This window comes from Streptomyces luteogriseus, assembly GCF_014205055.1.
Classification (GTDB): domain Bacteria; phylum Actinomycetota; class Actinomycetes; order Streptomycetales; family Streptomycetaceae; genus Streptomyces; species Streptomyces luteogriseus.
The window spans coordinates 8628225-8642480 of sequence record NZ_JACHMS010000001.1 but is presented as its reverse complement, the minus strand read 5'-3'; the positions used below and the strand labels follow the sequence as shown (position 1 = coordinate 8642480).

Sequence of the window (14256 nt, the reverse complement as noted above, 5' to 3'; positions counted from 1 at the left end):
CGGTCGACGAGTGGCTTGAGCGTCAGACACCTGCTACCTGCCCCATGAGTTGTGAACGACGGAAAAGGGAGGAACGGAAGGAAGGGGGAGGAAAGAGAATCAAGCCAGGGCGGGCGCCACCGCACGGGTGGCCCGCCCTGGCTCGGCTTCCTTCCTCAGGCGTGCGTGTCCATTGCGTCCCGGAGGGATTTGGGCCGCATATCCGTCCAGTTCTTCTCGATGAAGTCGACACAGGTGTTCCGGTCTGTCTCGTCAAGCACGGTCCGCCAGCCCTTGGGCACCTCGATGAAACTGGGCCACAGCGAGTACTGTTCCTCCTCGTTCATGAGGACGAGGAACTTTCCCTCGGTGTCGTCAAAGGGGTTCGTCACACCACAACCTCGATTTCGATAGTGGGGCCGGTGACGTGGAGAACGCGGCCCCGCAGCTGGCTCGACAGTGTTCACAAGCCCGAGGAGCCCACCCCATCACGGGCTTTCATCACTTCGATATCGTGTGGTCATTCCTGGATTCTCACGTGCGATCGAGGGTCTTCTCCGGGGCCTTCGGAAGCTATCCTTTAGCCTCCATCACACGAACTGCCCTGAGACCGAGGGGAGCATCAGTGAAGCTGCACGACCTTCTGGGAACATCAGATGGGTGCGCAGTACCCGATTCCTTTGCCCTGTACGAGATCGCGGTCGGCCACTCATCGGCCGCGTCCTCCGTCAAAGCGGCCATGAGCGCCGGAGAACTCCGCCTCGTGATACCCGCAGTCACATTTGCGGTTTCCTGTGCCATGCGCACTTGTTGGGACGAATACTGCACGAAATCCCATCAGTCGGGCGTCGGTACGGCCGTGCAGGGGCTGCTCGGCCCCGGCGGCGTCGAACTGCTGGAGCTGACCCCGCAGGACGCGGCGTCAGCAGGCAAGCTGTACGCCAGATCGGTGGACCGGCACATCGAGGGTCCGGAAGTCCTCGCGGCCTGCCACTCCTCGTACGCGGCGGGCGTGCGCAACGCGCCGCTGCTCTCCACGGGCCGCGCCTCGTACTGCTACGCGGCCACCCTGGGCGAGGACGAACGGAGTCAGATCCGGTTGATCTGACGCACGGTCGGATCCGGCCGCCCGGCCCCCAGCGCCTCGCGGCCGTAGATCCCTTCCACCCAGTTCTCCTGGTAGACGGTGTCGAGATAGCGCTCGCCCATGTCCGGTGAGATCGCCACGCAGGTGAGTCCGGTGCGCCTGTGCTTCGCATCGAGCCACTGTCTGGCGCCGCTGACCACGGTGCCGGTGGACCCGCCGAAGACGAATCCGCCCCCGGCGAGGCGATGGCACATCCGCACCGTCTCCCGCTCCGGCACGAGGATCACCTCGTCGACGAACTCCTCGTCCAGCAGGGGCGGTCGGACACCGGAGCCGAGCCCGGGAATCATGCGCGGCCCCGGCGGATGCCCGAACGCCACGGATCCCACGCTGTCCACGGCCACGATGCGTACGTCCGGGCGGTGTTCCCGGTACCAGCGCGCGCACCCCATCAGCGTGCCCGTGGTGCCCGCCCCGACGAACAGCACGTCGAGGTCCGGGAAGGCGCGGTCGACGGCCGGCGCGGTGTGCCGGTAGTGCGCTCGCCAATTGGCCGCGTTCTCATACTGGTTGAGCCACACGTACCGGTCGTCCGCCGCGCACAGGCCGCGCACGTGACGGATGCGGGCGGCGAGGAATCCGCCTTCGTCGTCTGGTTCGGTGACGGTGTGCACCGTGGCGCCGAGCACCGTCATGAGGCGCTTGGCCGCCAGGTTGCAGCGGGAGTCGGTGACGCAGACGAAGCGGTGGCCTTTGGCAGCGGCGATCACGCTGAGCGCGATGCCGAGGTTTCCCGACGAGGACTCGACCAGGACGGAGTCCGGCGCGATGACGCCGTCCCGTTCGGCGGCCTCCACCATCTCCACGGCGGCCTTCTGTTTGATGGATCCGGTGAAGTTGAAGCCCTCACACTTGAGGAACAGGGGCATTCCGAGTACGGCACCGAGATCGACGTACAAGTCGTCCTGGTAGAACTCCTGGGGCGCCGAGATGACCGGCACGTGGCCTCCCTGCCTCAGCCGTAGCGTCGCATCTCGTGGAAGAAGCCGTCGACGACGTGCAGTTCGCCGGCCGCCGCGATCGTGTCGTAGATGTGCCTGCCGAGCACCAGGTCGAGCACCCCGAGGCCGAACGGCGAGAATACGACGGGTCGTTCGGTGCCCGGCCGCAGTGTGCCGGTCAGGACGTCGTGGAGCGTTCCGTCGATGAACTCCCGGTTGCCCACGCCTTGTTCGGCCAGGTGCGGGGAGGTGTCGGCCTTGAGGCAGTGGTCGATGTCGTCGACGATGTTGGTGGCCGCGAGCACCACCTCCGGTGCCAGGTCGCGCAGCGACAGATGCAGCACCAGCGGGTTGTGCGCGAACCAGTCGGGTTCGGTGACGTGCGGTGTCCCGGCCACCGTCGCGAAGACCACCAGGTCCGAGGAGCGGATCAGCGACTCGGCGTCGTCGTGCATCGTGACCGGCCCGGTCTCGCCGGCGCGGCGCAGATAGTCCCCGAACCCGGCGGCGTGCTCCGGGGAGAGGTCGTGCACGCCGATCTCGTCGAACGACCAGCCCGTGCCCGCCAGATACGCGTGGACGTAGCGGGCGATGAGGCCGGCGCCGAAAAACCCGATCCGGGCGGGGCGGCCGCCGCGGGCCGCCGCGATCCGGTCCGCGGCGAGCGCCGCGGAGGCCGCGGTGCGCGCGGCGCTGATGATGGAGCTCTCCAGGCAGGCGAGCGGGTAGCCGGTGTCGTGGTCGTTGAGGATGAGGACCGCGGAGGCCCGGGGGATGCCCCGCTCGACGTTCGCCGGGAAGCTGGAGATCCACTTCAGGCCGTCGGTGGGGACGTCGCCGCCCACCGAGGCGGGCAGGGCGATGATGCGGGACGACGGCCGGTCGGGGAAGCGGAGGAAGTACGAGGGCGGGTTCACAGTCTGTCCTTCGCCGTGCCACCGGTAGGCGGCCTCGATGAGGTCGACCACCTCCCGGTGCCGGCCGTCGAGGATGTGCTGCACCTGGGCCCCGGAGATCACGGAGAACGACGGTGTCGCGTACTGCTCGGGCATAGAGAAGCTCCCTGAGGGTCCCTGGGGTGTCAGCCGGTCGTCGCAGGCCGCGCGTGGCCGGGCAAGCGCGTCGGGTCGCCGAAGAGTGCGACGACGTCGCGTTCGCCTTCGTAGGCCTCGCGGCTGTGCGCCATGCGCAGGTTGTCCACGACGAGCACGTCGCCGGTCTGCCACGGCTCGCGCGCGGTGGCCGCCGTGTACGTGGCGTTGATGGTCTCGATCACGGATTCCGGGATGGCCGTGCCGTCGCCGTACCGGGTGGTGAAGGGTAGCGCGTTCGGGCCGTAGAGGGAGAGCAGGTACTCTCTGACCGCCGGGTCCATCGTCAGCTCGTTGAGGAACGCGATCTGGTTGAACCAGAGGCGCTCCTCCGACGCGGGGTGCCGCACGACGGCCGACCTGCGCTGCACCGTGTGCAGCGAGCCGTCCGCCATCCACCGGTGGTCCAGGGCGTGCTGCCGGCAGTAGGCCGACACCTCGTCGGCGTCCTCGGTGCCGAACGCCTGAGGCCAGCCGAGGCCGACGTCTCCGTAGTGCCGGGCGAGCAGCCAGCCGTCCCGTTCGAAGGGCTCGACCAGTTCGGCGGGCAGGGCGTCGAGGACGGCCCGCGCGTCGGCCACGCCGGTGGCGCCGCCGCTGCGGGGTGCCCGCAGACAGCCGAAGAGGGCGGTGCCGGGGACCTCGGCCGCGTAACTCAGCTCGTGGTGCATGCACATCGGCTCGTCGACCGGCCACAGCGACGCCGAGTACACGCCGTGCCCCAGGTCGTCGCGGGCGGCGAAGCTCTCGCGTTCGCGCATCGGCGTCACGTCGAGGGCGTGCGCCACGGCGGCCAGGTCGGCCGGGGTGGCCAGGCCGAGGCCGCGGACGAGGACCGCGCCGTGCCGGCCGAGCGCTTCGCGTACATCCTTCGCGGGCACGTCGCGGCCGGGTGATTCGAGAATCGGCGTGCGCCCCTCCCCGAGGACGAGGCGGGAGCCGTCGGGGAGTGTTTCGCCGTGCGAAGTGGTGTCGGTCATAGGGGGTCAGCCGTCCGTCCTCGTGCTGTCGGGCGCTGCGTCCGCGGCCTGGTGCGTCGCGGCCTTGGCGCCACGGCCGTCGAGGAGCGCCGCGATGTCGGCGAGCCGCGGGGTGTCCCGCAGTTCCCGGGGGGAGAGCGCGCGGTCGAGCGCGATGGCCAGGCGGACGAGGGAGAGCGATGTGCCGCCGAGGCCGAAGAAGTCGGCGTCGCGTCCGATCCGCTCGGCGGGCACCTTGAGGACCTCGGCCCACAGCGCCGCGAGCCTCCGCTCGGCCGCTGTCTGCGGTGCCGTGCCGACGGTGTCCCCGGTGCCCGGCTCGCCGTCGTCCGTGGCCCGTTCACCGGCGACGCGGGTCAGGGCCTTGCGGTCGGTCTTGCCGTTGCCGGTCAGCGGCAGCTCGGGCAGGCGGTGGAAGCGGCTCGGCACCATGTACGCAGGCAGAGTCTCGGCGAGCGCCGCCACGAGCGCGTCCGCGTTCAGTTCCGTGGAGCCGGTCCAGAAGGCCACGAGTCGGCTGGCGCCGCCGGTGCCGGTCACGACGACGGCGCTGTCGCGCACGCCGGGTATCGTCAGCAGTCGGTTCTCGATCTCACCGATCTCGATGCGGAAGCCCCGGATCTTCACCTGCGCGTCGCGGCGTCCGAGGAACTCCAGGCGCCCGCCGATCAGCCAGCGCCCGATGTCGCCGGAGCGGTACAGGCGCGCGCCGGGGACGTACGGGTCGGGGACGAAGGCGGCACGGGTGCGCTCCTCGTCGTTGACGTAGCCGCGGCCCACGCACACACCGGAGAAGACGATCTCGCCGGGCGAACCGAGCGGGACGGGCCGCAGCGACTCGTCGACCACGTACACGCGTACGTTGGCGACGGGCCTGCCCAGGGGCACCGACGCGGCGTCCGGGACGCCCGTCATCACCTCGTGGTTCGTGTCGTCCGATGTCTCGGTGAGCCCGTACGCGTTGACCAGCGCCTTGTCCGGGAAGGCCGCGAACCAGCGCTCGGTCAGCTCCTTCTTGAGCGCCTCGCCGGTCGCCGACACACAGCGCAGCCGCGGCAGCGGGCGCGGTGCGTGGTCGAGTTCGGTGAGCATCGTCTCCAGGTAGGAGGGCACGACCTGGAGGACCTCGACGCGCTCCTCGGCGAGGGTCTCGACGAGGCGCGCGACGTCCTCGACGGCCGACTGATCGACGACGACGGTGCGCCCGCCGACCGTGAGGGCCGCCACGAGCTGCCACAGGGAGATGTCGAAGCACTGGGGTGCGGTCTGCGCCACCGCTGTGCCCGCCATGATGCCGAGGTCGTCGATCTTGGCGAGGACGTGGTTGAGGAAGCCCGCGTGCTCGCACACGGCGCCCTTCGGCGTTCCGGTCGAGCCGGACGTGAAGTAGATGTACGCGCTCTGGTCCGCGGCCACCGGTACGCCGGGGTCGGTGTCCGGACCGGCGCGGAGGGTGTCGAGATCGTCGACGCGTACGCCGGGCAGGCGTGCCGACGCCTCGTCGAGGCCGCGGGAGACGCCCCGCCGGGTGAGCGTGTGGCGGCAGCCGCTGCGCTCCAGCATGTCGGTGACACGGTCGGCGGGGAACTGCGGCTCCACGGGGAGGTAGACACCGCCCGCCTTGAAGACGGCGAGGACGGCCGCCAGCCACTCCAGGTCTCGCTCGGCCACCACGGCGACCACGTCCTCGGTGCGCAGCCCGGCGTCGAGGAGGGCGTGGGCGACCTGATTGGCGCGCTGGTTGAGCCGACGGTACGTCCACGGTGTGCCGTTGTGAACGGCCGCGACGTCGTCGGGGCGCTGCCGCACCTGCTCCTCGAAGAGCTCGTGGACGCGCAGGTCGGGCAGTTCCCTCGCGGGACCGGCCAACCCCACTGTCTGGTAGGCGACTTCGTCGGGAGTGAGGGGGCTCCACGCATGGTGGTCCGTGTCCGGTGCGCTGCTCAGCGCGTCCAGGGCGGCGAGCAGATATCCCGCGATCCGGCCGGCCTGGTCGGCACCGACGGACTCGGTGCGGTGGCGGAGCACGAGCGCCGGCTGGTCGCCGTCCTGGGACAGGCCCACCGCGAGGACGGTGTCCGGTGCGAGGTCCCCGGCCGCAGGGGCGCGGCCGGGCACGAACAACGCGTCGTAGAGCGGGCCGCTCCCGCCGGTCCGGCTCTCCTCGGGGAAGTCGAGGAGGTGGCGCAGGACATCGGCCCGGGTCCGGGCCGTGTCGTCGAAGATCCGGGCCCAGGTGCCGTCGTTGACGGACACCCGGCAGGGCACCGCGTCCCCGGCGTCGGCGGCCGACGGCGGCAGCAGGCCGATGACCACCACCTGGTCGGAGGTGACCTGCGCCAGGACCTTGACGCAGGCGGTGAGGACCGCGGTGTCCAGGGACGCCCCGGACCGCTCGCATAGGCGCCGCAGCGCGTGCACGACCGGCTCGGGGACCGCGGCCCGCCAGACGGCGGTCGCCTCCGGGCCGTCATGCGGCACGGGGTCGCCGACGGCTCCGACAGGGTCCGATGAGCGCTCCGGCCACCGGGGCAGAGCGGTGAAACCGCCGCCGGTGAGCACACGCTGCCAAAACGCCAGAGGCGCAGTCTCCACACCAGTACCTTCCGTGCGCGCAGCCACTCCTGCGGAACCGTCGCTTCCTTCACAAGACGCGCAAGACGCTAGATGCCGCCTTTATCAGTGGGATATCGACAGACCCGTCAGATGCATCCCGGAGAGGCGGTTGAGCGCGGCCTGCCGGGTCTGGTCGGACTCCTCGGCCAGCGCCCGCTCGCGGGCGAAGGGCCGCACCAGCCCATGGAAGGCGTAGCGCAGCGCCCCGCTGGCATCCGTGCCGACCACGGTCAGCAGATGCATGTCGAAGAGCTGCTCCATCGCGTCCTCCGCCGCCACATGGTCGACGGCGAGCAGCACGGCTCCGGCGTGGGCCGTGAAGTCCGGCGCGTCCAGCAGGCCCAGCATGCGGCACATGCGGGCCGCCTCCTCGGGCAGCCTGCGATAGCCGCGCTCCAGGCCCTGCCGCACCTCGAGGCCGCCGGCGCTGAGTTCGTCGAGACGGCGGCTCCCTTTGGCCAGCCGGTGCACCAGATGCCGTACGGACCAGTGGGGTTTGACAGCGAGCCGGCCGGCGGCCGCCCGCAGTGCGAGGGGCAGCCTGCCGCACAGGCGGCCCAACTCGTACACGGCCGAGGTGTCTTCGAGGACGCGCCGCTCACCGATGATCCGTGCCACGAGCTCCACCGCCTGCGCGTCGGGCAGCGGGCCGAGGTCGACGCGGACCGCGCCGATGCCCACGGCCATCGGGTCCTGCCGCCCACCGGTGGTCGCCACGACCCGCGAGGGGCCGCAGCCGGGCAGGAACGGCTGGATGTGCACCAGGCTGCAGGCATTGTCGAGGACCACCAGGACGCGCCGGTCGGCCAGCAGGCTGCGGTAGAGCGACACGCACTCATCGGGGCGGTCCGGGACCAGCTCCGCCGCGACGCCGAGGACCCGCAGGAAGCGGCCGAGCAGCGCGTGCACCGTGGCGGTCGGCTGTGTCCACTCGTACTGGGACAGGTCGGCGTAGAGCTGCCCGTCGGGGAAGTGCCGCAAGACGCGGTGCGCCCAGTACGCGACGAGGCTCGTCTTGCCTACTCCGGCGGCGCCGGCGACGACGCCCGCGCGTGGCCGGGAGGTGCTGGAGGGCCCTCCGTCGCCCGCGTCGGCCACCAGGGTGTCCAGAACGGCGAGTTCCGCCTCGCGTCCCAAGAACTCCGGTACAGCAGCGGGCAGTTCCGCTGGCAGGGCGCGCCGCCCGGACCGAGGCTCGCCGTCGCCGCGGAGGGAGAGTTCGGGAGCGTCCTGGAGGACGGCACGGTGCAGCTCGTGGATGGACGCGCTCGGCTCTATCCCTATCTCCTCGACGAATCGTCTGCGCCAGTTGCGGAAGCCCTCCGCCGCCTCCGCCCGGCGCCCGGAACGGTATTGTGCGAGCATCAGGGTGTGCCGCAGCTTCTCGTGCAGGGGCTGGTCGTCGGCTAACGCCGAGAGTTCGGGCAGCACCTCCTGGTGGCGGCCGAGCGCAAGCTCCGCGTCGAACAGTGCTTCGTAGGCGGCTAGGCGCTCCGCCTCTAAGCGCGTCGCCTCGTCCTCGACCACCTGCCCCGCGACACCGGACAAGGCGGGCCCGGTCCACAGGTCCAAGGCCTTCCGGTACAGCCCGACGCCCTCGTCGACGCGGCCCAGACGGATGCTCTCGGCGGCCTCCGCGCAGACGGCAGCGAAGTCGCGGGCGTCGAAGGTGCACACGCTCGTCAGGATCCGGTATCCGGGGTGGGTGGTCTCTATGACCGGGTCGTCGAAGAGCGCCGACCGGAATGCCTTGCGTAACGCCCCGACACAGATGGCCACTTGGGTCCGGGCCGTGTTCGGCGGCCGGCCCCCCCACACCGCGTCTACGAGGCTGTCCACGGAGACGACACGGCCCCCTGCCAGCACGAGCATCGCGAAGATAGTGCGCTGCCGTGGGCCGGCTATCACAACAGGATGTCCATTGACGGTCGCCGACAGAGCGCCCAGAACCCTTATTGCGATTGTTTCGTGCGTGACTTCGTCCGCGGCCTCGTGCGCGGCATCGGAAGAAGTCATGCAATCACTCCCCAAATCCACCCTGTTACCCCCGTCGCAAGTGGAACTACCTGATCACTATAGGCACACCGTTCATCCGGGACGGGGGTGGGTTTCGCGTATGCGCGGCAGGCCCTTCAGCGGGCCGTTCACCAGTGCACCCGAAGGGACTTGAGGCCTCGGGTCGCAGCGGCGGGCTTCCAGTCGAGACCGTCGATGTCTTCGGCGAGCTCGAGGTGCGGGAAGCGGTCGAGGGTCAAGCGGATGACCGTCGCCAGCTGCAGTCGGGCCAGCGGGGCGCCGAGGCAGCGGTGCACTCCGCGACCGAAAGTAAGGTGGGGGTTTCCGGCGGGGTTTCCGGAATCGTCGCGGGTTCGGTTTGCGCCCATGAGGAATACCAGGACCGGTTCTCCCGGTGAAATGGTGACATCCGCCAACTGGACGGGTTCGGTGACCGCGCGACTGAAGCTGAGGGGCGCCGAGGGGTTGGTGCGCAGAAGTTCCTCGACCTCGGCGGGGACGAGATTCGGGTCGTCACGCAGGGCGGCGGTGCGAGCAGGGTCGTGCAGCAGGCTGAGGAAGGCGAGGGTGATCTGGTCGGCGGTGGAGTCGTAGCCGGCCATGAGGAGCGCCAGGGAGAGGGTGACGAGCTCACGGTTCGTCAGCTTCCCTTCCTCGTCAGCCGCTTGGATCAGGGCGCTGATGAGGTCGCCGCCGGGCTCCCGGCGTTTGCTGCCGATGAGTTTCGTCATGTAGTGGGTGATGAGGAACGCCCGGGTGCGGTTCTCGGCGCCCTCTCCGTCGAGGTCGAAGAGGACTGGCACCCACTCCCGGAAGCTCTCGCGGTCGGCCTCGGGGACGCCGAGCATGTGGCAGAGCACGCTGAGCGGGAGCGGTGCGGCAAGACCGGCGACCAGGTCAGCCGGCTGCCCGCCTGCGGCCATGGCGTCCAGGAGCTCGCTGGCGCGGGTCTCGATGAATGGGCCGAGAGCGCTGATGCGGCGCCCGGTGAAGGCCCCCGCCACGATTCTGCGCAGCCGGGCGTGCGCCCTGCCGTCGAGGCTGACTATGGAGTCGGGTGACGGGTCGATGCTGGCCACCTTCGGCACGTCGGGCGCGACGGCGGCCGCGCGGCTGAACCGCGGGTCGGCGAGCACTTGGCGGGCGAGGCGGTAGTCGGAGACCGCCCAGACACCCACGCCGTTCGGCATGTGCATCCACTGGACGGGGGATGCGCCCTCGGGGTCACAGGGAATGGGCAGCGGGCCGACCGGCAGCCCGTCGAGCACATCTCTGGAATTCGACATCCCTGCACATCCCCCCATCGTGACACGTCGCTGGGCACGATGCACCCGCCATCTATCACTTCGTTTTCATTCATATATCGCTGGATGAAACCGGAACAACCCTGAAGCCGGTCAGGCCTGGTGAAAGGAGCTGGCGACCGATAACGCCGAATACTTCGGCACATTGCCGCTTGCCACGACGGAGATCCGTGGCCTAGGGTCGCGATTACCGTGACCGGACCAGGTCTGAGGCGGCAGGATACGACCGAGCGCAATTTCATGGTTGCACAAAGACTCGTGCGCGAATTGTCGCGGCTGCCCCATACCCGTGCCCATTTCCGTCCACATCACGGAATGCTGGAGTTCCATCGAAATTCCAACCGGAACCCGCATGCACCGGAAGTCGATGACGCGCATCCTGTCGGACCATTCTCGGAAGGAACCCCCGATGTCCAGTACCCATGACGAGATCGTCCAGCGCCTTTCGGATGCGCTGGGCATTGACAAATCGCTCATCACCCCCGACATCACCTTCGTCGAGCTCAAGATCGACTCGTTGGCGCTCGTCGAGTTCTCCGTGATCCTGGACGAGGAGTACGGCGTGCCGCCGCTGCAGCTGACGCCGGACAGCACCATCGGGGAGGCGGTGGCTCTCGTGGAGGCGGCGATGAGCAGCCGGACCGAGGCCTCCTCATGAACGCCTCCTCAGCAGTGGCCGTGACCGGCCTCGGCCTGGTCTCCCCGCTCGGCATCGGTGTCGAGGCCAACTGGGCAGGGCTGCTGGCCGGCGCATCGACCGCCGCCACCGACCCCCTTCTGGAAAGCCTGTCCGTCGACTTCTGCTGCGCCGTGCCCGGCTTCGACGGGGACGCCCTGCTCGGCCGCGCGCTCTCCTGGCGCCTTGAGCCCTACGCGAAGATGGCTCTCGTCGCCGCCCGGCAGGCCGTGGCCGACGCCGGGCTCGCCCCGGAGTCCTGGGACGGGGCGCGGGTCGCGGTGATCCTCGGCGTGGGCGGCACCAGCACCCAGCACTGGGACAGACAGTCCAGGCACTTCGCCGCCGAGAGTCACTCCCGTGTGTCGCCGCTGTTCATCTCCCGTTGCCTGACCGGCATCACGGCCGGCGAGATCAGCACGGACCTGGGCGCGTTCGGCCCCAGCCTGAGCGTCAGCACGGCCTGTGCCTCCGGCGCCACGGCCATTGGCCTCGGGCGGGATCTGCTGCGGGCCGGCAGTTGCGACATCGCCGTCGTCGGTGGCGCCGAATCCGGCCGGGCGCGGATCGCCAGCATCGGCTTCAGCCGCATGGGCGCGCTGTCGACGCGCGGCGCGGCTCCCGCCGAGGCCTCCCGCCCGTTCGACGCGGAGCGGGACGGCTTCGTGCTCGGCGAGGGCGCGGGCATGCTCGTCCTGGAGCGGGCCGAGGACGCGCGGGCCCGCTCGGCGCGCGTGCGGGGCCATGTCGCCGGGTACGGCGCCTCCGCCGACGCCCACCACTACACGACGCCCGATCCCGAGGGCCGCGGCACGGAACTCGCCACGCGCACGGCCCTCGCCGATGCCGGTCTGACGGCGGCCGACATCGGGCACATCAATGCCCACGGCACCGCGACGCCGCTCGGTGACGTCGCGGAGGCGGGCATGCTCACCCGCGTGTTCCCGCACGCCCCGCCGGTGACGGCCACCAAGAGCCTGACGGGACACACCCTGGGCGCGGCCGGAGCCCTGGAGGCGGCCTTCACCCTGCTGACCTTGGCGAACCAACAGGTGCCGCCCACCGCCAACTTGGAGCGGGTAGACGACGCGGCGGCCGAGCTCGACCTGGTGGCCGACAAGCCCCGGGACGTGTGCACCACCAGCGCCCTCAGCACGTCCTTCGGCTTCGGCGGTCAGAACGCCGCCCTCGTCCTCACCTCGGCCTGACGCGCACCGGCCCCGCACGGCCCGCGCCCCTTCCCTCTGTCACCCAGGAGATTCGTGTCCATGGCCAGCACCGCGGCAGACACTGCCGTCACCTCGCTCGCCGACCTCAAGTCCGCCTATGAGAAGGACGGCTGGTGCGAGCCGCCGTTCCGCTTCAGCGACGACGCCGTCGCGCTGCTGCGGGAGCGCGTGCTCTCCATCAGCCGTGAGCAGCGGCCCGAGGTCGTGCACGAGAAGGACAGCGGCACGGTTCGTGCCATCCACGGCTGCCACGCCTTCGACGAGGTGTGTGCGGCCCTCGTCCGCCTGCCCCGGCTGGTGGAACTCGCCGAGGAGCTCACCGGCGGGCCCGTCTACGTCTACCAGTTCAAGGTCAACCTCAAGCAGGCGCACGAGGGGGCGGCCTGGCCGTGGCACCAGGACTTCGCGTTCTGGCACGAGGAGGACGGCATGCCGAGCCCCGACGCCGTCAACATCGCCGTCTCCCTGGACGATGTCCACGCGGGCAACGGACCGCTCACCGCCATACCGGGCTCGCACCGGCTGGGTCTGCTCGACCTTCCCGAGGGCCGCACGGACGGCGCGGAGTCCGACTGGCGCTCGCATGTGTCGGCCGACCTCGCCTATACCGTGAACGACGACCGGGCGCAGGCCCTGGCCGACGAGAGCGGCCGCAAGGTTTTCACGGGGCCGCGCGGCTCCGTCCAGGTCTTCCACCCGAGCATCGTCCACTCCTCGTCCAACAACCTGTCGGCAGACCGCCGGGCGCTGCTACTCATCACGTACAACGCCGTCGCCAACTCCCCCGCGCGCCCCACCCGCCCCACCTTCCTGGTCTCCCGGGACACCACACCGGTGGAGCACCGCGCCGACGAGCGCCTCGACTTGGTGTCGTACTGAAGCGCCGAGCAGAATTGCGAGACATCCGCATGGCGACCGAACCGATCCGACCAGCCGAGCAGCAGCCGCAGATCAACCTCGTGGACCCGGACCTCTACGCGACGGGCGACCCGTTCATCCAGTGGCGCTGGCTCCGCGCCCACGCGCCCGTGTACTGGCACGAGCCGACCGACCTCCCCGGCTTCTGGGCCCTGACGACGTACGACGACGTCCGTACCGCCTACCGGGACGCAACCACGTTCAGCTCCGCCCAGGGCATTCTGCTACGCCCCGACAGCCACGGCGCCGACCCCGGCGGCGGGCGCACCCTCGCGCTGACCGACCCGCCTCGCCACAAGCAGCTGCGCGGACTCGTAGACGAGTGGTTCTCGGTCCGGTCGGTGCGCGCCATCGAGAAGGACATCCAGGAGGTGGCGCATCGTGTGGTGGGCGAGGCCCTCGAACGGGGCACCTGCGACTTCGTCACGGACATCGCCGCCCGCGTCCCGCTCTATGTGATCTGCAAGATGATGGGGATCCCCAGCGCCGACTGGGAACGGCTGTTCACTCTGACCAGCGACGCTTTCGGGGCCAGCGACCCACTGACGCAGCGCCTCGCGCACCTGGACATCCTCGGGTACTTCGACGCCCTGCGGGCGGACAAGGCGAAGAACCCCACGGACGACCTGGTGAGCGTCCTCGCAACAGCCGAGATCGACGGCGAGCCCCTGACCCCGGACGACGTGATCCTCAACTGCGACAACCTTCTCGTCGGCGGTACCGAGAACACTCGCATCGCCGCGTCCGGGGGCATGCTGGCGTTCTTGCACCACCCCGGCCAGTGGCATGCCCTCAGAGATGATCCAGCCCTGTTGCCCTCCGCGGTCGAGGAGGTGCTGCGCTGGACCTCGACCGCGACGCACATCATGCGCACCGCGACGAGGTCGGTGGAGATCCACGGACGACACATAGCCGCCAACGACCGCGTTACGCTCTGGCTGCCCTCAGCCAACCGCGACAAGTCGGTATTCCCCGATCCCGACCGCTTTGACATCCGCCGCAGCCCCAACCGCCACCTGGCACTGGGCTTCGGGGAGCACTTCTGCGTCGGCAGCATGCTCGCTCGCGTCGAACTACGTCACCTCTACAACGAGTTGCTTGCTCAGTCAATCAACGTCGAGCTTGACGGCGAGCCGACCCTGCTGAGCTCCATCGTAGTCAATGGCCCTGAACAACTGCCCGTCTCCTTGACCTCAACGTGACAGGAACGCCACCGCCGCTGCCGCCTTGCCCAACTTGACAAATGTTGATGGCGGGAGCGACGCCGACCCCCGTAGCCCTATCACCAGACTTATCTTCCGGTCCCGGTCAAGCGGCTGCGGGAGAGCCCGCCCTCACTCCAGCAGCGGTTCGCGAAAT

Annotated in this window: 12 protein-coding genes; 5 read left to right on the top strand and 7 right to left on the bottom strand. The window is 69.8% G+C overall.

Annotated features, from left to right (window positions below; all coding sequences use genetic code 11):
• Positions 1-155: 155 nt before the first annotated feature.
• Entirely contained in the window at positions 156-371 is a 216-nt protein-coding gene (locus BJ965_RS38540; RefSeq protein WP_313667698.1) for an MbtH family protein, read from the bottom strand.
• Between the two features lie 407 nt (positions 372-778).
• Between BJ965_RS38540 and BJ965_RS38535 the strand changes: the two genes are divergently transcribed.
• Positions 779-1087 carry a hypothetical protein gene (locus BJ965_RS38535; protein WP_184916544.1) on the top strand — a complete coding sequence of 103 codons (309 nt, stop codon included), beginning with the start codon at positions 779-781 and terminating at the stop codon, positions 1085-1087.
• Here the strand turns inward: BJ965_RS38535 and sbnA are convergent.
• From sbnA to BJ965_RS38505, 6 genes are all read right to left on the bottom strand, one after another.
• Positions 1069-2067, bottom strand: a complete 999-nt coding sequence (gene sbnA, locus BJ965_RS38530) for a 2,3-diaminopropionate biosynthesis protein SbnA (RefSeq protein ID WP_184916540.1) — start codon at positions 2065-2067, stop codon at positions 1069-1071. The genes BJ965_RS38535 and sbnA overlap by 19 nt on opposite strands.
• 14 nt (positions 2068-2081) lie before the next feature.
• Positions 2082-3119: a 2,3-diaminopropionate biosynthesis protein SbnB gene (gene sbnB, locus BJ965_RS38525; RefSeq protein ID WP_184916537.1), complete on the bottom strand. Its 1038-nt coding sequence runs from the start codon at positions 3117-3119 to the stop codon at positions 2082-2084.
• A gap of 29 nt (positions 3120-3148) precedes the next feature.
• Positions 3149-4138 carry a TauD/TfdA family dioxygenase gene (locus BJ965_RS38520; protein WP_184916534.1) on the bottom strand — a complete coding sequence of 330 codons (990 nt, stop codon included), beginning with the start codon at positions 4136-4138 and terminating at the stop codon, positions 3149-3151.
• A 6-nt stretch (positions 4139-4144) separates the two neighbouring features.
• Positions 4145-6733 (bottom strand): non-ribosomal peptide synthetase, encoded by a 2589-nt coding sequence (locus tag BJ965_RS38515; protein WP_313667696.1) that lies wholly within the window; start codon positions 6731-6733, stop codon positions 4145-4147.
• Between the two features lie 84 nt (positions 6734-6817).
• On the bottom strand, positions 6818-8770 hold the full coding sequence (locus BJ965_RS38510; protein WP_281402964.1) for an AfsR/SARP family transcriptional regulator: 1953 nt from the start codon (positions 8768-8770) through the stop codon (positions 6818-6820).
• 128 nt (positions 8771-8898) lie between these two features.
• Positions 8899-10056, bottom strand: a complete 1158-nt coding sequence (locus BJ965_RS38505; RefSeq protein ID WP_184916528.1) for a cytochrome P450 — start codon at positions 10054-10056, stop codon at positions 8899-8901.
• A 427-nt stretch (positions 10057-10483) separates the two neighbouring features.
• Between BJ965_RS38505 and BJ965_RS38500 the strand changes: the two genes are divergently transcribed.
• The 4 genes from BJ965_RS38500 to BJ965_RS38485 are packed head-to-tail and all read left to right on the top strand — an operon-like array spanning position 10484 to position 14099.
• Positions 10484-10732 (top strand): acyl carrier protein, encoded by a 249-nt coding sequence (locus tag BJ965_RS38500; RefSeq protein ID WP_184916525.1) that lies wholly within the window; start codon positions 10484-10486, stop codon positions 10730-10732.
• The gene (locus BJ965_RS38495) at positions 10729-11958 is read left to right on the top strand and encodes a beta-ketoacyl-[acyl-carrier-protein] synthase family protein (protein ID WP_184916521.1); all 1230 of its coding nucleotides are present in this window, start codon (positions 10729-10731) and stop codon (positions 11956-11958) included. Before BJ965_RS38500 ends, BJ965_RS38495 begins: the two co-directional genes overlap by 4 nt.
• A gap of 60 nt (positions 11959-12018) precedes the next feature.
• Positions 12019-12858, top strand: coding sequence for a phytanoyl-CoA dioxygenase family protein (locus BJ965_RS38490; RefSeq protein ID WP_184916518.1), 840 nt, complete (start codon positions 12019-12021; stop codon positions 12856-12858).
• A 29-nt stretch (positions 12859-12887) separates the two neighbouring features.
• Positions 12888-14099 carry a cytochrome P450 gene (locus BJ965_RS38485; protein WP_184916515.1) on the top strand — a complete coding sequence of 404 codons (1212 nt, stop codon included), beginning with the start codon at positions 12888-12890 and terminating at the stop codon, positions 14097-14099.
• Positions 14100-14256 lie beyond the last annotated feature (157 nt).